Genomic DNA, 19843 nt, shown 5'->3' with positions numbered 1-19843 from the left:
CGTGTCGGCATGGATCTTGGACTGAAGGACCGTGTCTACATCGTCACCGGGGCCACGCGCGGCCTCGGCTTCGCAGCCGCCCGGGAACTGACCGCCGACGGCGCCCGGGTCGTCCTGACGGGCCGCGACGAGCAGCGGACGGCCGCGGCCGCCGCCGAACTCGGCCCGGACGTGGTCGCGGTGGCGGCCGACAACGCCGACCCGGCGGCGGCCGGACGGCTCATCGCGACCGCGCGCGAGCGCTTCGGACGCCTCGACGGCATCCTCATCAGCGTCGGCGGCCCCGCCCCCGGCTCCGCGCTGGACAACACCGACGAGCAGTGGACGGCCGCCTTCGAGTCGGTCTTCCTGGGCGCGGTCCGCCTCGCCCGGGCGGCCGCCGCGGAACTCGGCGAGGGCGGGGTCGTCGGCTTCGTCCTGTCCGGCTCGGTCCACGAGCCGATCCCCGGCCTGACCATCTCCAACGGCCTGCGCCCGGGCCTGGCCGGCTTCGCGAAGTCCCTCTCGGTGGAACTCGGCCCGCGCGGGATCCGGGTCGTCGGCCTGCTCCCGGCGCGGATCGACACCGACCGGGTGCGCGAGCTGGACGCGCTGTCCGGGGACGCGGCGGCGGCCCGGGCCGGGAACGAGTCCAGGATCCCGTTGCGGCGCTACGGCGCCCCGGAGGAGTTCGGCCGCACGGCGGCGTTCCTGCTCTCCCCGGCCGCCTCGTACCTGACGGGCGTCATGCTCCCGGTCGACGGCGGCTCCCGGCACGGGTTCTGACCCGCTGCCCGCCCGTGGTCCGGCGCGTGGTCCGGCGCGTGGTCCGGCGCGTGGTCCGGCCCGTGGTCCGGCCCGTGGTCCGGCCCGTGGTCCGGCCCGTGGCCGCGACCGCGGTCACGTGACCCGCTGGGCCTTGTGGGACGTCACCTTCAAGCGGGCCTCCGCCGGCAGTTCGGCGAGGCCCGCCGAGGTGCGCGCGTGGGTCAGGACCGGCCCCGCGAGGGCGGCCAGCACATCGGCCGGGACGGCGTGCGGCTCCAGCTCCAGCGCGATGCGCAGGGCGGGCGATCCCCGCCTGCCGCGCAGCGCGACCCGGCAGCGGGCCACCCCGTCCAGGGCGCCGGCCTCCGCCGCCACCGCCTCCTCCAGGGCGCGCCCCCGCAGCAGGGCGAACGCCCCGTCGCCGGAGTCGACCGCCACGGCCTGCAGGCGCGAGCGCCTCAGCTGGGACAGCAGCCACCACAGCGACAGCAGCACGCCCAGCCCGAGGCCGGCGATCACCGCCCACCACCACCAGCCCTCCGCATGCCAGTACCCGCGCCGGGCCTCCTCGGTCAGCAGCGGCGCATGGCGGCCGCCCAGCGGCCAGGACGCCGCGAGCACCGAGACCCCGGCCGCCAGCAGGACCAGGCCCGCCAGGGCCAGCAGGGTCCGGTTCACCGCTGCGAGCATGCCGTCACCTCCTGACCTTGACCTGCGCGTGCGGCCGGTGCGCGAGGCCGAGCTCCTCGACGCCGACGGCGAGCACCGCGTCCAGATCGGCCCGTACGTCGTCCAGTTCGCGGAAGTGCGAGGTGGCCCTGACCCCGATGCGCGAGCGGCCCACCCTCACCCGGACCGAGCGCACCCCGGACACCTCCATGGCCCGGTCCCGCAGCACCTGTGCCGCGTCCTTGCGCCCGAGCCCGGCCCGCAGCCCGGTGCCCGCGCCCGCCTGCGGAGTCCGCATGGGCAGGAGCCCGCGCAGTCCCGGGGCGAGCGCCAGCAGCAGGAGCACCGCGCCGGCGACGGCGAGGGCGCCGGCGCCCAGCAGCACGCCCAGATCGGCCGGGGTCTGCCGGTCCAGCTGCCGGGCGAGCTCGCGCCGCCAGGCCATGCCGGGCCGGCCGGCCCGTACGGCGGCCAGGTCGTACAGGAACAGCCCCGCCGCCCCCAGGACGGCGAGCGCGGTCAGCGCCGCCGGGACGCGCCGGGCCGAGCGGAACCGGTGGGCGCGCGGTTCGCGAGGGGTCCGGGGTTCGACCGGGGTGGTGTCCGTCACCGCAGCCGCCGGTCCCGCCCGGCCGCGGGCCGGGCGTGCGTGGGGTGCAGGTGCTCGATGTCGATGTCCACCTCGGGTACGGACATCGCCGCGCACTCCTCGATCCGGAGGGCGACCTGGCGGCGGACGGCCGCGCACTGGGCGCCGAGGTCGGAGGGGTAGTCCAGCTCCAGGCTGATCCGTACCCGGGCGATGTCGTGGTGCACGGTGACGGTGGCGTGCGGGGCCGCCGCCCGGTCCGCGGGCGGCTCGGCGAGCGCTTCCCGGGCTGCCTGGGCGGCGATCTTGGCAACGACCCGGTCGGCGATCCGGGTGGCGCCCCGGTCCGCGGGGGCCACCCGGGGCGGGGCGGCGCGGGGCGGGAGGGCCGCGGGCGGCGCGGCCCCGGTGCCGTTCGGCGGGGCGCCCTTCGGTGGGGTGCTGCTCATCGGCGCCTCACCCGCGCCGGTCGTCGCGGCGCCGGAACAGGTCCCCGGGATCCAGGTCCCCGTCGAGGAACCGGCCGGCGACGAAGCCGATGGCGCCGAGCGCCGCCACCAGCAGGAAGGCTCCGAAGCCGCCGAAGTACCCGGCGAACGCCAGGGCCATGCCGGCGAACAGGCCGGCGATCGCCATGCTCATTGCGTGGCTCCTCTCGGCTACTGGAGCCGGGACTCCGGCTCGTCGTCGGGCTCGTCGGGCAGCTTGACGTCGCTGACCGCGATGTTGACCTCGACGACCTCCAGGCCGGTCATCCGCTCGACGGCCGAGATGACGTTCTCCCGGACGGCCCGGGCCACGTCCCTGATCGACACGCCGTAGTCGACGATGATCTCCAGGTCGAGGGCCGTCTGCACCTCGCCGACCTCCGCCTTGACCCCGCGGCTGACGGAGGCCTTCGCGCCGCCGGGTACGCGGTCCCGGACGGCGCCGAAGGTGCGGGAGAGCCCGCTGCCGCTGCCCATGGCGTGCACGCCGACCACCTCGCGCGCGGCCAGCCCGGCGATCTTCTCGACCACCCCGTCGGCGATGGAGGTGCGGCCCCGGTCGGCGGGCGCCTTGCCGGGGCTGCTGCCCGATGCGGATTCGGTCATCGCATGTCCCTTCGCGCGTACGGACTCACTCCGCACCACGGTAAGCGCGCGAGGCCGCCCCCGCCCGAGGACTACGCCGACCCGGGCAAGATCCGGGGCCCGGCCGGCCCCGGACCCCGTCCGTGCCCCGGGTCAGTCCGACAGCCCGGCCAGGTCGCGCAGGCGGCGGGCCTGGGCGGCGCGCTCGGCGGTCCGCTGGTCGTCGTACGGCCGGGACTGCGCGTCGCGCAGCAGCGCCTTGGTCTCGATGACGGCGTCGCGCGGCGGCGCCAGCAGCGCGGTGGCGAGGTCCTGCACGGCGGCGTCGAGCTCGTCGGCGGGCACCACGAGGTTGGCCAGGCCCACCCGCTCCGCCTCCTCGGCATGCACGAAGCGACCCGTGGCGCAGATCTCCAGCGCACGGGCATAGCCGACCAGCGAGGTCAGCGGCTGGGTGCCGGCCAGGTCGGGCACCAGGCCCAGGCTGGTCTCGCGCATGGCGAACTGCACGTCGTCGGCGACGACGCGCAGGTCGCACGCGAGCGCGAGCTGGAAGCCGGCGCCGATCGCGTGCCCCTGCACCGCAGCGACGGAGATGATGTCGTTACGCCGCCACCAGGTGAAAGCCTCCTGGTACTCGGCGATCGTGGAGTCGAGCAGTTCGTCCGAACCGCGTGCCAGGTCGAGGAAGGACGGCTCGCCCTCGAAACCCTCGGGGGTGAACGCCTGCCGGTCGAGCCCGGCGGAGAAGGACTTTCCCTCGCCGCGCAGCACGACGACCCGGACGGTGCCCGGCAACGACCTTCCGGCCTCCGCCAAAGCCCGCCAGAGCGCGGGGGATTGGGCGTTTCGCTTGGCCGGATTGGTCAGTGTCACCGTGGCGAGCGAGTCGTCGACGGTGAGCCGTACGCCGTCCTTGTCGAGCAGAGCCATCTGTATGCCTCCGGTGTGCAGTCGGCCGCAAAGCCGGCCTAAGTGACTGCACAGTAACCACCCAGTCGACCGGACGGCCGACCGGGGGTCACCGAAGGGAACGTCGGACCATGTGGAACGGTGAAACGTTCGAGCGTCGGATCCGTTGGGCCCAGGGTCAGGCCGTGGCGGCCTTCTTGCCCCGCGTCGCGCCACCGCGACCGCGCAGCGAAACCCCGGACTCACTGAGCATCCGGTGGACGAATCCGTAGGACCGGCCGGTCTCTTCGGCCAGCGCCCGGATACTCGCACCGGAGTCGTACTTCTTCTTCAGGTCTGCCGCGAGCTTGTCGCGCGCGGCGCCGGTTACCCGGCTGCCCTTCTTCAGAGTCTCGGCCACCCGTGCCTCCTCGTGGGAAGTGCGCTCTGGACTTCTCATGATCACCCCTCCCACGCTTCCTGGCCACCCATTCCGCAAGGTCGGTACGACGGCATTTCTCGAGGCGTGGACACCCGAGCAGAACGGAATCTTCTCTTCCGCCGCATGACCTCCGTCACACTCCGCCGCCCTCGCGGGGAATCGCCAGGTCAGGGGCGGGTGGCGCAGACAAGAACGGCCCCGGTCGCGCACTCTCGCGAGTGCGGCCGGGGCCGTCGTACGACGCGCAACGGTACGAGACCGTCTCACTCAGATGATGGATCACCCCTGAGCCGAATGATCCATAAGGAATTGGATCAGGCGAGGGCGACCAGGTCCCGGTAGTCGGGACCCCACAGGTCCTCGACGCCGTCCGGCAGCAGGATGATCCGCTCCGGCTCCAGCGCCTCGACGGCGCCCTCGTCGTGGGTGACCAGGATGACGGCGCCCTTGTACGTGCGCAGGGCGCCCAGGATCTCCTCGCGGCTGGCGGGGTCGAGGTTGTTCGTGGGCTCGTCGAGCAGCAGCACGTTCGCCGAGGAGACGACCAGCGTGGCCAGGGCCAGACGGGTCTTCTCACCGCCGGAGAGCACCCCGGCGGGCTTGTCCACGTCGTCCCCGGAGAAGAGGAAGGAGCCGAGCGTCTTGCGTACGGCGACCAGGTCCAGGTCGGGCGCGGAGGACCGCATGTTCTCCAGGACCGTGCGGTCCGGGTCCAGGGTCTCGTGCTCCTGGGCGTAGTAGCCCAGCTTGAGGCCGTGGCCGGGGACGACCGTGCCGGTGTCCGGCTTCTCTGTGCCCGACAGCAGGCGCAGCAGCGTGGTTTTGCCGGCGCCGTTGAGGCCGAGGATGACCACGCGGGAGCCCTTGTCGATGGCCAGGTCGACGTCGGTGAAGATCTCCAGCGAGCCGTAGGACTTCGAGAGGCCCTCGGCGGTCAGCGGGGTCTTGCCGCAGGGCGCCGGGTCCGGGAAGCGCAGCTTGGCGACCTTGTCCGAGACGCGGACGGCCTCCAGGCCGGACAGCAGCCGCTCGGCGCGCTTGGCCATGTTCTGCGCGGCGACGGTCTTGGTCGCCTTGGCGCGCATCTTGTCGGCCTGCGAGTTCAGGGCCGCGGCCTTCTTCTCCGCGTTCTGGCGCTCGCGCTTGCGGCGCTTCTCGTCGGCCTCGCGCTGCTGCTGGTAGAGCTTCCAGCCCATGTTGTAGACGTCGATCTGGGACCGGTTGGCGTCCAGGTAGAAGACCTTGTTGACGACGGTCTCGACCAGGTCGACGTCGTGGGAGATCACGACGAAGCCGCCGCGGTAGTTCTTCAGGTAGTCGCGCAGCCAGACGATCGAGTCGGCGTCGAGGTGGTTGGTGGGCTCGTCGAGGAGCAGGGTGTCGGCGTCCGAGAAGAGGATCCGGGCGAGCTCGACGCGGCGGCGCTGACCGCCGGAGAGGGTGTGCAGCGGCTGGCCGAGGACCCGGTCCGGGAGGCTGAGGGCGGCCGAGATGGTCGCGGCCTCCGACTCGGCGGCGTACCCGCCCTTGGTGAGGAACTCGGTCTCCTGGCGCTCGTACTGCTTGAGCGCCTTCTCGCGGGTGCCGCCGGAGCCGGTGGCGATGCGCTCCTCGTTCATGCGCATCTTCTTGATCAGCACGTCCAGGCCGCGGGCGGAGAGGATCCGGTCGCGGGCCAGGACCTCGAGGTCGCCGGTGCGCGGGTCCTGCGGGAGGTAGCCGACCTCGCCCGACCGGGTGATGCTGCCGGCCGCGGGCTGGCCCTCGCCCGCGAGGCACTTGGTGAGGGTGGTCTTGCCCGCTCCGTTGCGGCCGACGAGGCCGATGCGGTCGCCCTTGGCGATGCGGAAGGAGGCGGACTCGAGGAGGATGCGGGCGCCGGCGCGCAGCTCGATACCGGTGGCGGTGATCACGGAAATGCTCCAGGGCGGTCGGGACGGCGGAAGGGGGGCAGGACGCGAGACTTCGACGCCGCTAATCCGCGAGGAGATTTGCCATGAGAGACATTCTACCGGGGCTGTGCAACTGGTTTCCGGGCCGGTGGGCGCCCCGGCGGCCCTGCGCCGTGCCCCCCGTCCGGCCCAGCGGGCCCACCGGCGGGCCGGGGCGCGAGGCGGGATGAATGGGTCGATACTCGCCGCAGGGGCGGCCACGCGGCCCCCACTGGTCCCACGAGTGGAGGGCGGTGCGGCATGCAGTTCGACGACGACGCCGATCTGGACACTTCCGAGGTCAAGGACGTGCGCGGCAGCCGCGTCCCGGGCGGGAGGGCCACGATCGGCGGCGGCATCGTCGGGCTGATCGCGCTGGTCATGGGCCTCCTGTTCGGGGTGGGGCCCGAGCAGCTGGGGCTGTCCTCCGGCGACCCGGAGCCGGCCCCCGCCGCGAGCTCCGTCAGCCAGGTGGAGCAGACCTGCAAGAAGGGGCGGGACGCGAACACCCGGGAGGACTGCCGGCTGGTCGCGGTGGTCAACAGCACCCAGGACTTCTGGCGGCAGGAGTTCACCCGGCGCAGCGGCACCTACAGCCCCGCGACCACGTTCTTCTTCAAGGACCGCGTGAACACCGCCTGCGGGGCGGCCACCTCGGCGGTCGGGCCCTTCTACTGCCCGTCCGACCGGCGGGTCTACCTGGACCTGACGTTCTACGAGGACCTGCGGACGAAGTTCGGCGCGAGCGGCGGCCCCTTCGCTCAGGCGTACGTCATCGCCCACGAGTACGGGCACCACATCCAGAACCTGACCGGGACCCTCCAGCGGGCCCAGGACGGGCAGCAGGGCGCGGCCAGCAACGCCGTCAAGGTCGAGCTCCAGGCGGACTGCTACGCCGGGGTGTGGGCGCACAACGCGACGCGGACCCCGGACGAGTCCACCGGGCGGCCGCTGATCACCAAGCTCACCGACGAGGACATCCGGGACGGGCTGAACGCGGCGGCGGCGGTCGGCGACGACCGGATCCAGGAGAAGATGCAGGGCCGGGTGACCCCGGAGTCCTGGACGCACGGGTCGGCGGAGCAGCGCCAGCAGTGGTTCTACCAGGGCTACCGCACCGGTGACATGGCCCAGTGCAACACCTTCCGCTGACTGTCGGCGGCGCCTGCCATGCTGTGACGTGGGTCACCGTCACGAGAGGGAGTGATCGTCATGGCAGGCGTTCCGTCCATCTGCCCCACGCTGGTCTACCGCGACGCGAAGGCGGCCATCAAGCTGCTGACCGAGGCCTTCGGCTTCAGCCAGGTCGCGGTGTACGAGGGTGAGAACGGCTCGGTGGTGCACGCGGAGCTGGCCTACGGCAACGGCGTGGTGATGCTGGGCAGCAAGGGCACCGGAGGGGTCTTCGACAAGGCCATGGGCGACGCCGGGCCCTCGGGGGTCTACGTCGTGGTCGAGGACGTCGACGCGCACCACCGGCGGGCCGCCGAGCACGGTGCCGAGATCCTGATGGAGCCCACCGACCAGGACTACGGCTCCCGCGACTACATGGCCCGGGACGGCGAGGGCAACCTCTGGAGCTTCGGGACGTACGCCCCGCAGGTCTGAGACCCGCGGCGGGTACGCCCCCGCTCCCGCTCCCGCCGCAGGGCTACGCGCCGCCGGTGTGGACCTGGAAGGCCGCCCTGCGGACCGCCTTGGCCAGGGCCGGGTCGGGGTGCGCCGCCGCCAGCGCGACCAGGACCTGCACGGTGCGCGGGTGCCCGACCGCGCGGACCTCGTCCAGCAGCCTCGGGACGGTGGTCCGGACGGCCGAGTCGAGGTGGCGGGCCAGCAGGTCGGCTTCGCCGTGGTCGGCGATGGCCGCCGCGGTGTCCACCCAGAGCCAGGTCGACTCCTCGGGGGTGAGGACGTCCTGCGCCTCGTCGGGGTCCACCCCGTCGTGCTCCGCGAGCCAGAGCAGGGCGTAGGGGCGCAGCGCGGGCTCCCGGACGGCGGCCCGCACCTCGGGCTCGGCGGGGGCCCCGACCACGCGCAGCGCCTCGAAGGCGAGGCCTCGCAGCAGGGCGTCCTCGCCGCGGGCGGCGTGCAGGAGCTCGCTGACCGCGTGCCGGACGGGCCGGGCCGCGAGCCAGGCCTGGTACTCGGCGCGGGCCGGTCCCGGGGTGAGCCGGGCGCAGCCGTGCAGCATGGCGGCGGCGGACTGCTCGATGTTCCCGGCGGGGCTCTGCGCGGCCACGCAGATCTGCTCGAGCTTGACCCAGACCGCCCAGCTGCCGAGCGGGGTGAGCGCGGCGCGGGCGGGGCCGAGGGTGACGGCGTCCACGGCGGCCAGTCCGCCGAGCGCCCAGCGCAGCAGCCGGGCCAGCGGTACGGGCCGGTTCTCGGCGGGGCCGGCGGCCGGGGCGCCGTTCGGGACGGGGGCGCCGTTCGGGACCGGGGCGTGCGGCCCGTCCGCCCGGGCCGCCGCGGGCTCGGTGTCGTAGGGGATCTCGCACCGCTCGTCGCGCAGTTCGGTGACGCGCTGCCCGAGGAGGTCGAGGAGGTCGGGGACGGTCACCGGCCCGGCGGACAGCTGGAGCAGGGACAGCAGCTGGGGCATCGCCTCGACGACCTCGGCGACGGCCGCGGGGGCGATGTCGGCGGGGGCGGGGTGCACGAGGGACCAGGCGTCGAAGAGGGCGACCCAGCCGCGCAGCACGGCGGTGTCGTCGCGGTCCCAGGCGCGCAGGCGCCAGCCGGGCCGGGCGTGGCCGCCGTGCACCTCGACGAGGCCGGCCAGCCGGGCGCGGTCCCAGCCGACGCTGATCTGGCCGTGCGTCAGGTTGAGTTCCCCGGCGGCGCGTTCGACGTCCTCCGGGCGCAGCGCGCCCGTGGGGGCGGGCCTGCTCCCGTCGCCGGCACCGAGGTTGAGTTCGGCCCAGCGGGTCAGGCGCACGGCGTCGGCGAGCGAGGCCCGGGCCCGGTTCGCGAGGTCGGCCGTGGCGGGGGTACCCGCCGGGGGCCTCGGGGCGGGCCGGGTGCGCCGGTCCGTCACCGCCTTGCGGGCCGCGGCGACGGAACGCGGGGGGACGAGTCGGAGTCTGGAGTCGCGAGCCAACTGCTCATCAGGCTTTCGGGACGTCACGGAAGCAGTCTCGCCCGTCACTGGCCGAAAGCCCAAACGGAACCAGCCGTTTCCAAGGCAGGCCCGAGGTGCAGACCGGGGCAACTCACCCGCAGGGCTCCAGCCGCCACATCCCCTTCACACGAGGGGCCGTGGAAGGAGGGCCGGGAGGAGCCGGACGGGCGGTCACATGAGGGGGGTGAGGAAGCGGCGCAGGGCCTCCTCGTAACCGGCCGGGTCGGCGTTCCACATGGCGCCGTGGCCCGCCTCGCGCACGGTGTGCAGGGTGACGAGGTCGGGGCGGGCGGCGGCGAGCCGCTGCGAGCGCTCCCAGGGGGCGAGGGTGTCGTCCGGCCCGTGGAAGATCAGTACGGGGACGGCCAGCCCGCCCGGGTCGGCCAGGGGCGGCCGGTGGTCGGCGCGCAGTCCCGCGCGGCTCTCGGCGGCCCGGACCGCGAGCGGGAGCACCGGACCGGGGGTGTGGCGCGCCGCCGCGAGCGCGCGCAGGGTCGCGTGCCAGTCGAGGACGGGCGAGTCCAGGACCAGCCCGGAGATCCGGCCGGCCAGCGCGGAGCGTTCGGCGGCGCGCAGGGCCATGGCGGCGCCGGTGGACCAGCCGTGCAGGATCACGCGGCGGGCGCCGTAGCGCAGGGCGTAGCGGATGGCGGCGTCCAGGTCGCGCCACTCGGACTCGCCGAGGTGGCCGAGGCCGTCCGGGGAGGCGGGGGCGCCGAGGTCGCCGCGGTAGGCGAGGTCCAGGACGGGCAGCCGGTGCCGGTGCAGGAAGGGCATGAGCACCATCGGGTGCTCCCGGCCGGAGCCGAGGCCGTGCACGGTGATGACCCAGGTGTCGCGGGCGGCGGGCACGAACCAGGCGGGCAGGGCGCCGAGCTCCCCGGGGACGTCGACGTCGGCGTGTTCGAGCCCGAGGGCGGAGCGCGGGTTCCCGAGGTGGACCTGCGGGGTCAGGGTGACCCGGGTGCCGGGGTCGAGGCTGCCGTGGGTGACGGCGACGAGGCGGCGGACCACGGTGTCCGGCTCGTGCTCGGCGTCGGGGAGGACGGGGCCGACCACGGCGTGCACCCCGGGGGCGTCCAGTCCGTAGGTGCCGGGGCGCAGGGAACCGAGCGAGCGGGTCAGCACGACCCGGCCGGCGGCGGTGGAGTGGACGCTCAGGCGCGGGCTGCCGGGCAGCGGGCGCCCGGGCTCGGGCCGCAGAGCCGCGCCGGCGGCGTACCGGCCGGCCGCGACGGCGGCCACGCCGGCGCCCAGGAGGGTCGTGGTGACGGCCGCTGCCGTCGCTGTCGCGGTACGCACCGCTCCAGTGTCGAGGCGCGGGCTTCGGCGGGCCACCGGAGGCGATCGTTCCGATGGGCGCCGCCGGGGAGGTGATCTAGCTCTCTTTCACTCCTCCGGCGGGGGCGGCCGACCGGCCGGAGGTCCCGACCGGAGGGGTTCGTTCACCCCGCTTTGACGTGCATTTATCGAGATACCTACGTCAGAATCGGGACGAATGGCCCGATCACGGCCCGGACGGAGTCACCATTACGCCCGAGTCAGTTCACCTTCCGTTCATCCAGGTTGCCTACGTTCGCCGAGCCACTGACGTCAAACAGAAGCCTGGGTAAATGGAGCACATAACGCTTCTCCTCGGGATCGTGATCATCACCGCTCTCGTGTTCGACTTCACGAACGGTTTCCACGACACAGCCAATGCGATGGCCACCACCATCTCCACTGGCGCCCTCAAGCCCAAGACGGCGGTGGCCATGTCCGCCGTGCTCAACCTCGTCGGCGCCTTCATGTCCGTGGAGGTCGCCAAGACGATCTCCAAGGGCCTGGTCAACGAGGAAGGCATCCAGCCAGAGGTGATCTTCGCCGCCCTGGTCGGCGCGATCCTCTGGAACCTCCTCACGTGGCTGGTCGGCCTGCCCTCCAGCTCCTCGCACGCCCTGATGGGCGGCCTGATCGGTGCCGCGGTCGCCTCGGCCGGCCTCGGCGCGGTCAACGGCGACACGCTCGTCACCAAGGTGCTGATCCCGGCGATCGCGGCCCCGCTCGTCGCCGGCCTGGCGGCGATGCTGGCCACGAAGGTCACGTACAAGTTCGGCGACAAGGTCGGCGAGAAGACCTCGGCCAAGGGCTACCGCGCCGGCCAGATCGCCTCGGCCGGCCTCGTCTCCCTCGCGCACGGCACCAACGACGCGCAGAAGACGATGGGCATCATCACCCTGGCGCTCATCGCCGGCGGCGCCATCGCGCCCGACGCGAACCCGCCGGTGTGGGTCATCCTCTCCGCCGGCGTCGCGATCGCGCTCGGCACCTACCTGGGCGGCTGGCGCATCATCCGCACCATGGGCAAGGGCCTGACCGACCTGCAGCCGCAGCAGGGCTTCGCCGCCCAGACCTCGGCCGCCACCGTCATCCTGGCCTCCTCGAACCTCGGCTTCTCGCTCTCCACCACCCACTCGTGCTCCGGCGCGGTCATGGGTGCGGGCCTGGGCCGCAAGGGCGGTGTGGTCCGCTGGTCCACCGCGACCCGCATGTTCATCGCCTGGGGCCTGACCCTGCCGGCCGCCGCCCTCGTCTCCGCGGGCGCCGAGCTGGTCATGCGCACCGGTGACATCGGCATCGCCGCCGTCACGGTCTTCCTGGTCGGCTCCTGCCTCGCCATCTGGCTCGTCTCGCGCCGCCAGGTCGTCGACCACCACAACGTCAACGACGTGTCGACGGCCGGGGCCGAGGACCCGGGCGTCGTCACCACGGCGATCGCGGCCGTCACCGTCCCGCCGACCGCCGCCGCGGCCGGTACGACCGCCGCCGTGGCGGATGAGGACCTGCGGGCCACCATCCCGGCCTCGACCGCGGCGCCCGCGGCTCCGGCCGCGGCGCTCTGACCCCGAGAACGACAGAGGAATCAGCGGTATGAAGATCGACTGGGAAGCACTCGGCTCCGTGTTCGGAGTCAGCCTCTCCGCCACCGTCGCCCTCGTGGCCCTGTTCACCCTCGGCCTGGTGGGCCTGTCCAAGCACGAGGCCGCCACCGAGCGGGGCGGCGCGGCCATCCTGGCCCGCAGCGGCGCGTACGCCTGCTTCGCGCTCTGCGCGGCGGCCGTGGCGTACGGGATCTACCTGATCGTCGTCTGAGACGTCGCGTGTGAAAGCTCCCCCCGGGTTTCCCGGGGGGAGCTTTCGTGTACCCCCGTCCCCTCCCCACCACCGCCCCACCGCAGGTCAACGGCGAGTTGACGGGCCTTCGCGGTGCGTGGTGGACTGCCCGAGCCAATACGGCGGCATGGAGAGGAAGTCCGGTGCGAATCCGGCGCGGTCCCGCCACTGTCACCGGGGCACTCGACCGAGTGCGACCCGGGAGCCAGGAACTCTCGCCGCCGGACACGTCGAACCAGGGCGCGGACCCTGAGTGAGGACATACCTGCCACCATGCGTGCCGATCGCGTCTTCGCGTACGGCGTCACGGCGGGCCTGATCGGCGACCGGATCCTCGGGGATCCGCGCCGGGGGCACCCCGTGGCCGCCTTCGGACGAGCCGCCGCCGCCGTCGAGCGCGCCCTGTGGCGCGACGACCGCGCCCGCGGCCTCCTGCACACCCTGGTCTGCGCCGGGGGCGCGACCGCCGTCGGCGCGCTGGGCGCCCGCGCCGTGCGCTCCCGCCCCGCGGCCGCCCGTATCGCCCTGACCGCCGCCGCCACCTGGGCCGTCGTCGGCGGCACCTCGCTGGGCCGGGAGGCCCGCGCCATCGGCGGCGCGCTCGCCGCCGGGGACGCCGAGGTGGCCCGGGAGCGGCTGCCGCACCTGTGCGGACGCGACCCGCAGTCCCTGGACGGGCAGCAGATGGCCCGCGCCGTCGTGGAGTCGGTCGCGGAGAACACCTCCGACGCCGTGGTCGGCGCCCTGGTGTGGGGGGCCGTCGCCGGGGTCCCCGGGCTGCTGGCCTTCCGTGCCGTGAACACCCTGGACGCGATGGTCGGCCACAAGTCCCCCCGCTACCTGCGCTACGGCTGGGCGTCCGCCCGGCTCGACGACCTGGCGGGCTGGCCGGGGGCCCGGCTGACCGCGCTGGCCGCCGTGGCGGCCGGACCCGACCGGCGGGGAGCCGTACGGGCCTGGCGCGCGGACGCCGCCGGGCACCCGAGCCCGAACGCCGGGCCCGTGGAGGCCTCCTTCGCGGGGGCGCTCGGCGTCCGGCTGGGGGGCACCCTGGCGTACGGGGGCCGGGTCGAACACCGGGCGGTGCTCAACGGCGCCTCGGGGCGGCCCGTGGAGGTCGCGGACATAGAGCGGGCGGTACGGCTGTCGCGGCAGGTGACCTGGCTGGCGCTGGGGACCTGTGTGGCGGCCCGGATGCTGGTCGCACGGACCATACGGAGGGGGCGCGCATGAGTGGCGCGAAGCGCGGCGGCGGACTGCTGGTCGCCGGAACCACGTCGGACGCGGGCAAGAGCGTGGTCACGGCGGGCATCTGCCGCTGGCTGGCCCGCCAGGGCGTGAAGGTGGCGCCCTTCAAGGCGCAGAACATGTCGCTGAACTCCTTCGTCACCCGGGAGGGGGCCGAGATCGGCCGCGCCCAGGCCATGCAGGCCCAGGCGGCCGGCGTGGAGCCGACCGCGCTGATGAACCCGGTGCTGCTCAAGCCGGGCAGCGACCGCAGCAGCCAGGTGGTGCTGCTGGGCAAGCCGGTGGGCGAGATGAGCGCCCGCGGCTACCACGGCGGCCGGCAGGAGCAGCTCCTCGGCATCGTCACGGACTGCCTGGAGCAGCTGCGGGGCACGTATGACGCCGTGATCTGCGAGGGGGCGGGCAGTCCGGCCGAGATCAACCTGCGCCGGACCGACATCGTGAACATGGGCATCGCGCGGGCCGCGCGGTTCCCGGTGGTCGTGGTCGGGGACATCGACCGGGGCGGGGTCTTCGCCTCCTTCTTCGGCACGACGGCTCTGCTGTCCGCGGAGGACCAGTCGCTGATCGCCGGATACCTGGTCAACAAGTTCCGCGGCGACGTCTCGCTGCTGGAGCCGGGCATGGAGATGCTCCGCGGCCTGACCGGGCGCGCCACCTTCGGGGTCCTGCCCTTCCAGCACGGGCTGGGCATCGACGAGGAGGACGGGCTGCGGGTCTCCCTGCGGGGAGCGGTACGGGAGTCCGTGGTGGCGCCGCCCGTGGGCGAGGACGTGCTGCGGGTCGCGGTGTGCGCGGTGCCGCTGATGTCGAACTTCACGGACGTGGACGCGCTCGCGGCGGAGCCCGGGGTGGTCGTGCGCTTCGTGGACCGGGCCGAGGAACTGGCCGACGCGGACCTAGTCGTCGTACCGGGGACGCGCGGCACCGTGAAGGCCCTCGCCTGGCTGCGCGAGCGCGGGCTGGCGGCCGCGCTGGCCCGGCGGGCCGCCGAGGGCCGGCCGGTGCTCGGGATCTGCGGCGGCTTCCAGGTGCTCGGCGAGCACATCGAGGACGAGGTCGAATCGCGGGCGGGAGCGGTGGACGGGCTCGGCCTGCTGCCCGTGCGCGTCCGCTTCGAGCGGGAGAAGACCCTGGCCCGGCCGGTGGGTTCGGCGCTGGGCGAGGAGGTCGCGGGGTACGAGATCCACCACGGCGTGGCCGAAGTGCTGGGCGGGGACCCCTTCCTGGACGGCTGCCGGGTCGGCGCGGTGTGGGGCACCCACTGGCACGGCTCGCTGGAGTCGGACGGCTTCCGCCGGGCGTTCCTGCGCGAGGTGGCCGCGGCCGCCGGCCGCCGCTTCGTCCCGGCTCCGGACACGTCCTTCGCCTCCTTGCGGGAGGAGCAGCTGGACCTGCTGGGCGACCTGATCGCGGAGCACGCGGACACGGACGCCCTGCTCCGGCTGATCGAGACCGGGGCCCCGGCGGGCCTCCCGTTCCTCCCGCCGGGCGCGCCGTGAGGGGCCGGGCCCTGCGGACGGCTTTCCCCACCCCGCCCCTTCCCGAAACCGGGGGCAAGTCCCCGGCCCCCCGTACGTGCGCTGCGCGCCCGTGCGCTCGATCGCCGCGCGGCTGGAATCGCCCTCCGGGCCATCCGGCCCCGCCGGCGTTCGAGGTGCGGGGTCTGGGGAGCCCCGGGAAACGGAGAAGGGGCGGGGAGGCCCCGCGCAGCGGCCCCCGCACCCGCGCCGCTCAGCCCATCGCACCACACCAAGGAGTGAGCCACACGTGAGCACGCCCTACCCGTTCACCGCGGTCGTCGGCCAGTCCGACCTCCGCCTGGCGCTGCTGCTCAACGCCGTGAGCCCGGCCGTCGGCGGTGTGCTCGTGCGCGGCGAGAAGGGGACCGCCAAGTCCACCGCCGTGCGCGCGCTCTCCGCGCTGCTCCCGCAGGTCGACGTGGTGCCCGGGTGCCGGTTCTCGTGCGCCCCGGCCGCGCCGGATCCGGCCTGCCCGGACGGCCCGCACGAGCCCGGCGCCGGCGCCGCGCGGCCCGCCCGCATGGTGGAGCTGCCCGTCGGGGCGTCCGAGGACCGCCTCGTCGGGGCCCTCGACATCGAACGGGCCCTGGCGGAGGGCGTGAAGGCCTTCGAGCCCGGCCTGCTCGCCGACGCGCACCGCGGCATCCTGTACGTCGACGAGGTCAACCTGCTCCACGACCACCTCATCGACCTGCTGCTCGACGCCGCCGCGATGGGGGCCTCGTACGTGGAGCGCGAGGGGGTCTCCGTCCGGCACGCCGCACGGTTCCTGCTCGTCGGCACCATGAACCCCGAGGAGGGCGAGCTGCGCCCGCAGCTCCTGGACCGGTTCGGGCTCACCGTGGAGGTCGCCGCCTCCCGCGAGCCCGCCCAGCGCGTCGAGGTCGTGCGCCGCAGGCTGGCGTACGAGGACGACCCGGCCGGTTTCGCGACCCGCTGGGCCGACGAGGAACACGAGGTCCGCGCCCGGGTGGTGGCGGCGCGGGCGCTGCTCCCGCAGGTCCGGCTCGGGGACACGGCGCTGCTGCGGATCGCCGCGACCTGCGCCGGCTTCGAGGTCGACGGCATGCGGGCGGACATCGTGATGGCCCGGACCGCGACGGCGCTGGCCGCCTGGGCCGGGCGGACCGAGGTGCTGAAGGAGGACGTCCGCCAGGCCGCCCTGCTGGCGCTCCCCCACCGGCGGCGGCGCAACCCCTTCGACGCGCCGGGCCTCGACGAGGACAAGCTGGACGAGATCCTCGACCGCTTCCCCGACGAGGACCCCGAGCCGGAGCCCGAGCCCGAGCCGGAGCCCGAGGGCCCCGAGGACGACGGCGGCGGCCCCGACGGCGGGGGCGGCGGGGTGCCCCCGCAGGGATCGGGCCCCCAGACCGAAGCCGGAACCCCGCCGGAGACCGCCGACGCCCCCGAGGCGCCGGCCGACACCCCCGAGGAGGCGCCGGCGGACGCCCCCGAGGCCCCGCAGCCCTCCGCCCAGGGGGCCGGCGGTCCCGAACAGGCCGCCGTACGGGCCGCGGAGCCGTTCCGTACCAAGATGCTGAGCGTGCCCGGCCTCGGCGAGGGCGCCGCCGGGCGGCGTTCGCGCGCCCGCACCGCCCACGGCCGGACCACCGGCGCCCAGCGCCCCGCCGGCCAGCTCACGAAGCTGCACCTGGCGGCCACCGTGCACGCGGCCGCCCCGCACCAGAAGGCCCGCGGCCGCGCCGGGCGCGGCCTGGTGATCCGCAAGGACGACCTGCGCCAGGCCACGCGGGAGGGCCGCGAGGGCAACCTCGTCCTCTTCGTCGTCGACGCCTCGGGCTCGATGGCTGCCCGGCAGCGGATGAGCGCGGTCAAGGGCGCCGTGCTGTCGCTGCTCCTGGACGCCTACCAGCGCCGGGACAAGGTCGGTCTGATCACCTTCCGCGGCGCGGCGGCCGAGCTGGCGCTGCCGCCCACCTCCTCGGTGGACGCGGCCGCGGCCCGGCTGGAGAAGCTGCCGACCGGCGGCCGCACCCCGCTGGCCGCCGGGCTGCTGAAGGCGCACGAGGTGCTGCGGATCGAGCGGCTCCGGGACCCCTCGCGACGGCCGCTGCTCGTGGTCGTCACCGACGGGAGGGCCACCTCGGCCGGTGCCGTCGGCGGCGACCCGCGCGAGCTGTCCGGGCGCAGCGCCCGGCTGCTCCAGGCCGCGGGCGTGGCGTCCGTGGTCGTGGACTGCGAGAGCGGGCCGGTCCGGCTGGGGCTGGCCGGGGTGCTGGCCGCCGATCTCGGCGGGCCCGCCGTCAGCCTCGACGGGCTGCGGGCCGACTCGCTGGCCGGGCTCGTGAAGAACGTACGTACCGCAGTGTCATCTTCCGCTTCCGACTCCCACAGGAGGGCCGCGTAATGCCGCAGGGACAGCCGACCGTCGTTCCGGACGACGGGCTCACGACGCGCCAGCGCCGCAACCGTCCGCTCGTCTTCGTCCACACCGGCCCGGGCAAGGGCAAGTCCACGGCGGCCTTCGGGCTGGCGCTGCGCGCCTGGAACCAGGGCTGGCCGATCGGGGTGTTCCAGTTCGTCAAGTCGGCGAAGTGGAAGGTCGGCGAGGAGAACGCGCTCAAGGTGCTCGGCGCCTCCGGCGAGGGCGGCTCCGTGGTCTGGCACAAGATGGGCGAGGGCTGGTCCTGGGTCCAGCGGGACGCGCAGCTCGACAACGAGCAGGCGGCCAAGGAGGGCTGGGAGCAGGTCAAGCGGGACCTGGCGGCCGAGACGCACAAGCTGTACGTGCTCGACGAGTTCGCGTACCCGATGCACTGGGGCTGGATCGACGTCGACGAGGTCATCGAGGTGCTGCGCGACCGTCCCGGCACCCAGCACGTGGTGATCACCGGCCGCAACGCGCCGGAGAAGCTGCTGGAGTTCGCGGACCTCGTCACCGAGATGACCAAGGTCAAGCACCCGATGGACGCCGGCCAGAAGGGCCAGAGAGGCATCGAGTGGTGACGTCCGTGAACGTGCCCCGGCTGGTCATCGCCGCGCCGTCGTCCGGCAGCGGCAAGACCACCGTCGCGACGGGCCTGATGGCGGCCTTCTCGGAACGCGGCCTGGCCGTGTCCCCGCACAAGGCCGGGCCCGACTACATCGACCCCGGCTACCACGCGCTGGCCACCGGCCGTCCGGGCCGCAACCTCGACGCCTTCATGTGCGGGCCGGAGCTGGTCGCTCCGCTGTTCGCGCACGGGGCCGCCGGGTGCGACCTCGCGGTGGTGGAGGGCGTGATGGGCCTGTACGACGGAGCCGCCGGCCGGGGTGAACTGGCGTCGACCGCGCAGGTGGCGAAGCTGCTGCGGGCGCCGGTGGTGCTGGTCGTCGACGCCTCTTCGCAGTCGCGGTCGGTGGCGGCGCTGGTGCACGGCTTCGCGTCCTTCGACCCGCAGGTGCGGCTGGGGGGCGTGATCCTGAACAAGGTCGGCTCCGACCGGCACGAGGTGATGCTGCGGGAGGCCCTGGAGGAGGCCGGCATGCCGGTGCTCGGCGTGCTGCGGCGGGCTCCGCAGGTGGCCGCGCCGTCACGGCACCTGGGTCTGGTGCCGGTCGCCGAGCGGCGGGCCGATGCGCTGGACTCGGTGGCCGCGCTGGCCGAGCAGGTCCGGGCCGGGTGCGACCTCGACGCGCTGATGGCTCTGGCCCGCACGGCCCCGGCCCTGCCGTGCGAAGCCTGGTCGCCCGCGACTGCGCTGGCGCACAGCCGGCGCTCCGCCCCAGACCCCGCTCCCCAAACGCCGGAGGGGCTGAAACGGCCGCGCCCGGCGGACGCCATCAGCCAGAATCCGGCCTCGGCGGCGGGCGAGGCGCGGGGGCTGGGGCCGAGCCCCGGTCCACGACCGGTGGTCGCCGTCGCCGGCGGGGCCGCGTTCACGTTCTCGTACGCCGAGCACGCCGAGCTGCTGACGGCCGCCGGGGCCGATGTCGTCGCCTTCGACCCGCTGCGGGACGAGGCGCTGCCGGAGGGAACCTCCGGCCTGGTCATCGGCGGCGGCTTCCCCGAGGTGTACGCCCCCGAGCTGTCGGCCAACGAGCCCCTGCGCGCGGCCGTGGCCGCCTTCGCCGCGGCCGGCGGCCCGCTCGCCGCCGAGTGCGCCGGCCTGCTCTACCTCGCGCGGTCCCTGGACGGGAAGCCCATGTGCGGGGTGCTCGACGCGGACGCCCGCATGTCGGAGCGCCTCACCCTGGGCTACCGCGAGGCCGTGGCGGTCTCCGACAGCGCCCTCGCGGCGGCCGGAACCCGGCTGCGCGGGCACGAGTTCCACCGGACCGTGGTCGAGCCCGGCGCCGGTGCGGCCCCGGCGTGGGGGTTCACGCACCCGGAGCGCCGCGTCGAGGGCTTCGTACGGCAGGGCGTGCACGCCAGTTACCTGCACACGCACTGGGCCGCGCAGCCGTCCGTCGCCCTGCGCTTCGTCGGGGCGGCGGCGGCCCGGCCGTGAGA

General features: G+C 74.6%; 20 protein-coding genes and 1 riboswitch. Of the genes, 10 read left to right on the top strand and 10 right to left on the bottom strand.

Features of this window, described 5'->3' with window-relative positions:
• The first annotated feature begins 9 nt into the window (after positions 1-9).
• Entirely contained in the window at positions 10-765 is a 756-nt protein-coding gene (locus tag AB0D66_RS15320; RefSeq protein WP_362302292.1) for an SDR family oxidoreductase, read from the top strand.
• A gap of 114 nt (positions 766-879) precedes the next feature.
• Here the strand turns inward: AB0D66_RS15320 and amaP are convergent, their stop codons facing one another.
• From amaP to AB0D66_RS15280, 8 genes are all read right to left on the bottom strand, one after another.
• Positions 880-1437, bottom strand: a complete 558-nt coding sequence (amaP, locus tag AB0D66_RS15315; RefSeq protein ID WP_362302289.1) for an alkaline shock response membrane anchor protein AmaP — start codon at positions 1435-1437, stop codon at positions 880-882.
• Positions 1438-1441: 4 nt separating this feature from the next.
• Positions 1442-2026 (bottom strand): DUF6286 domain-containing protein, encoded by a 585-nt coding sequence (locus tag AB0D66_RS15310; RefSeq protein WP_362302286.1) that lies wholly within the window; start codon positions 2024-2026, stop codon positions 1442-1444.
• A complete protein-coding gene (locus AB0D66_RS15305; RefSeq protein WP_362302283.1) occupies positions 2023-2454 on the bottom strand; it encodes a hypothetical protein in 432 nt (143 codons plus the stop codon). Before AB0D66_RS15305 ends, AB0D66_RS15310 begins: the two co-directional genes overlap by 4 nt.
• A gap of 7 nt (positions 2455-2461) precedes the next feature.
• Positions 2462-2647 (bottom strand): hypothetical protein, encoded by a 186-nt coding sequence (locus AB0D66_RS15300; RefSeq protein ID WP_362302281.1) that lies wholly within the window; start codon positions 2645-2647, stop codon positions 2462-2464.
• Positions 2648-2664: 17 nt separating this feature from the next.
• Positions 2665-3099 (bottom strand): Asp23/Gls24 family envelope stress response protein, encoded by a 435-nt coding sequence (locus AB0D66_RS15295; RefSeq protein ID WP_362302278.1) that lies wholly within the window; start codon positions 3097-3099, stop codon positions 2665-2667.
• A 132-nt stretch (positions 3100-3231) separates the two neighbouring features.
• Positions 3232-4011 carry an enoyl-CoA hydratase/isomerase family protein gene (locus AB0D66_RS15290; RefSeq protein ID WP_362302275.1) on the bottom strand — a complete coding sequence of 260 codons (780 nt, stop codon included), beginning with the start codon at positions 4009-4011 and terminating at the stop codon, positions 3232-3234.
• Between the two features lie 157 nt (positions 4012-4168).
• Positions 4169-4390: a helix-turn-helix domain-containing protein gene (locus AB0D66_RS15285; protein ID WP_030010789.1), complete on the bottom strand. Its 222-nt coding sequence runs from the start codon at positions 4388-4390 to the stop codon at positions 4169-4171.
• A 335-nt stretch (positions 4391-4725) separates the two neighbouring features.
• Positions 4726-6324, bottom strand: a complete 1599-nt coding sequence (locus AB0D66_RS15280) for an ABC-F family ATP-binding cassette domain-containing protein (protein ID WP_362302272.1) — start codon at positions 6322-6324, stop codon at positions 4726-4728.
• A 279-nt stretch (positions 6325-6603) separates the two neighbouring features.
• Between AB0D66_RS15280 and AB0D66_RS15275 the strand changes: the two genes are divergently transcribed.
• Together AB0D66_RS15275 and AB0D66_RS15270 are read left to right on the top strand one after the other, a co-directional pair.
• The gene (locus AB0D66_RS15275) at positions 6604-7494 is read left to right on the top strand and encodes a neutral zinc metallopeptidase (RefSeq protein ID WP_362302269.1); all 891 of its coding nucleotides are present in this window, start codon (positions 6604-6606) and stop codon (positions 7492-7494) included.
• Positions 7495-7554: 60 nt separating this feature from the next.
• Complete coding sequence (locus tag AB0D66_RS15270) at positions 7555-7950, top strand: VOC family protein (protein ID WP_362302266.1); 396 nt, start codon at positions 7555-7557, stop codon at positions 7948-7950.
• 43 nt (positions 7951-7993) lie between these two features.
• Here the strand turns inward: AB0D66_RS15270 and AB0D66_RS15265 are convergent, their stop codons facing one another.
• Positions 7994-9379: a hypothetical protein gene (locus AB0D66_RS15265; protein WP_362302438.1), complete on the bottom strand. Its 1386-nt coding sequence runs from the start codon at positions 9377-9379 to the stop codon at positions 7994-7996.
• 255 nt (positions 9380-9634) lie between these two features.
• Positions 9635-10765 carry a hypothetical protein gene (locus tag AB0D66_RS15260; protein WP_362302263.1) on the bottom strand — a complete coding sequence of 377 codons (1131 nt, stop codon included), beginning with the start codon at positions 10763-10765 and terminating at the stop codon, positions 9635-9637.
• Between the two features lie 311 nt (positions 10766-11076).
• Between AB0D66_RS15260 and AB0D66_RS15255 the strand changes: the two genes are divergently transcribed.
• The 7 genes from AB0D66_RS15255 (at position 11077) to AB0D66_RS15225 (ending at position 19841) form a co-directional block, all read left to right on the top strand.
• Entirely contained in the window at positions 11077-12345 is a 1269-nt protein-coding gene (locus AB0D66_RS15255) for an inorganic phosphate transporter (protein ID WP_362302260.1), read from the top strand.
• A gap of 28 nt (positions 12346-12373) precedes the next feature.
• A complete protein-coding gene (locus AB0D66_RS15250; RefSeq protein ID WP_362302257.1) occupies positions 12374-12595 on the top strand; it encodes a hypothetical protein in 222 nt (73 codons plus the stop codon).
• A gap of 152 nt (positions 12596-12747) precedes the next feature.
• Positions 12748-12831: riboswitch (cobalamin riboswitch) on the top strand.
• A gap of 58 nt (positions 12832-12889) precedes the next feature.
• Entirely contained in the window at positions 12890-13849 is a 960-nt protein-coding gene (locus tag AB0D66_RS15245; protein WP_362302254.1) for a cobalamin biosynthesis protein, read from the top strand.
• Entirely contained in the window at positions 13846-15366 is a 1521-nt protein-coding gene (locus AB0D66_RS15240; RefSeq protein WP_362302251.1) for a cobyric acid synthase, read from the top strand. The genes AB0D66_RS15245 and AB0D66_RS15240 overlap by 4 nt, the downstream gene beginning before the upstream one ends.
• A gap of 268 nt (positions 15367-15634) precedes the next feature.
• Positions 15635-17758, top strand: a complete 2124-nt coding sequence (locus AB0D66_RS15235; protein WP_362302248.1) for a putative cobaltochelatase — start codon at positions 15635-15637, stop codon at positions 17756-17758.
• Positions 17758-18357 (top strand): cob(I)yrinic acid a,c-diamide adenosyltransferase, encoded by a 600-nt coding sequence (gene cobO / locus AB0D66_RS15230; protein WP_361765578.1) that lies wholly within the window; start codon positions 17758-17760, stop codon positions 18355-18357. The genes AB0D66_RS15235 and cobO overlap by 1 nt, the downstream gene beginning before the upstream one ends.
• Positions 18351-19841, top strand: a complete 1491-nt coding sequence (locus tag AB0D66_RS15225) for a cobyrinate a,c-diamide synthase (RefSeq protein WP_362302245.1) — start codon at positions 18351-18353, stop codon at positions 19839-19841. The genes cobO and AB0D66_RS15225 overlap by 7 nt, the downstream gene beginning before the upstream one ends.
• Positions 19842-19843 lie beyond the last annotated feature (2 nt).

The sequence above is a fragment of the Streptomyces sp. NPDC048270 genome (assembly GCF_040652335.1).
Taxonomy (GTDB): domain Bacteria; phylum Actinomycetota; class Actinomycetes; order Streptomycetales; family Streptomycetaceae; genus Streptomyces.
This window is presented reverse-complemented; position numbering and strand designations above follow the sequence as displayed.

What these genes read in the sequence shown, in the direction of transcription:
- AB0D66_RS15245 (WP_362302254.1), top strand. Translation starts at nt 12,890, where the DNA reads ATGCGTGCCGATCGCGTCTTCGCGTACGGCGTCACGGCGGGCCTGATC.
- cobO (WP_361765578.1), top strand. Translation starts at nt 17,758, where the DNA reads ATGCCGCAGGGACAGCCGACCGTCGTTCCGGACGACGGGCTCACGACG.
- AB0D66_RS15290 (WP_362302275.1), bottom strand. Translation starts at nt 4,011, where the DNA reads ATGGCTCTGCTCGACAAGGACGGCGTACGGCTCACCGTCGACGACTCG.
- AB0D66_RS15305 (WP_362302283.1), bottom strand. Translation starts at nt 2,454, where the DNA reads ATGAGCAGCACCCCACCGAAGGGCGCCCCGCCGAACGGCACCGGGGCC.
- AB0D66_RS15255 (WP_362302260.1), top strand. Translation starts at nt 11,077, where the DNA reads ATGGAGCACATAACGCTTCTCCTCGGGATCGTGATCATCACCGCTCTC.
- amaP (WP_362302289.1), bottom strand. Translation starts at nt 1,437, where the DNA reads ATGCTCGCAGCGGTGAACCGGACCCTGCTGGCCCTGGCGGGCCTGGTC.
- AB0D66_RS15250 (WP_362302257.1), top strand. Translation starts at nt 12,374, where the DNA reads ATGAAGATCGACTGGGAAGCACTCGGCTCCGTGTTCGGAGTCAGCCTC.
- AB0D66_RS15295 (WP_362302278.1), bottom strand. Translation starts at nt 3,099, where the DNA reads ATGACCGAATCCGCATCGGGCAGCAGCCCCGGCAAGGCGCCCGCCGAC.
- AB0D66_RS15270 (WP_362302266.1), top strand. Translation starts at nt 7,555, where the DNA reads ATGGCAGGCGTTCCGTCCATCTGCCCCACGCTGGTCTACCGCGACGCG.
- AB0D66_RS15300 (WP_362302281.1), bottom strand. Translation starts at nt 2,647, where the DNA reads ATGAGCATGGCGATCGCCGGCCTGTTCGCCGGCATGGCCCTGGCGTTC.
- AB0D66_RS15320 (WP_362302292.1), top strand. Translation starts at nt 10, where the DNA reads ATGGATCTTGGACTGAAGGACCGTGTCTACATCGTCACCGGGGCCACG.
- AB0D66_RS15275 (WP_362302269.1), top strand. Translation starts at nt 6,604, where the DNA reads ATGCAGTTCGACGACGACGCCGATCTGGACACTTCCGAGGTCAAGGAC.
- AB0D66_RS15240 (WP_362302251.1), top strand. Translation starts at nt 13,846, where the DNA reads ATGAGTGGCGCGAAGCGCGGCGGCGGACTGCTGGTCGCCGGAACCACG.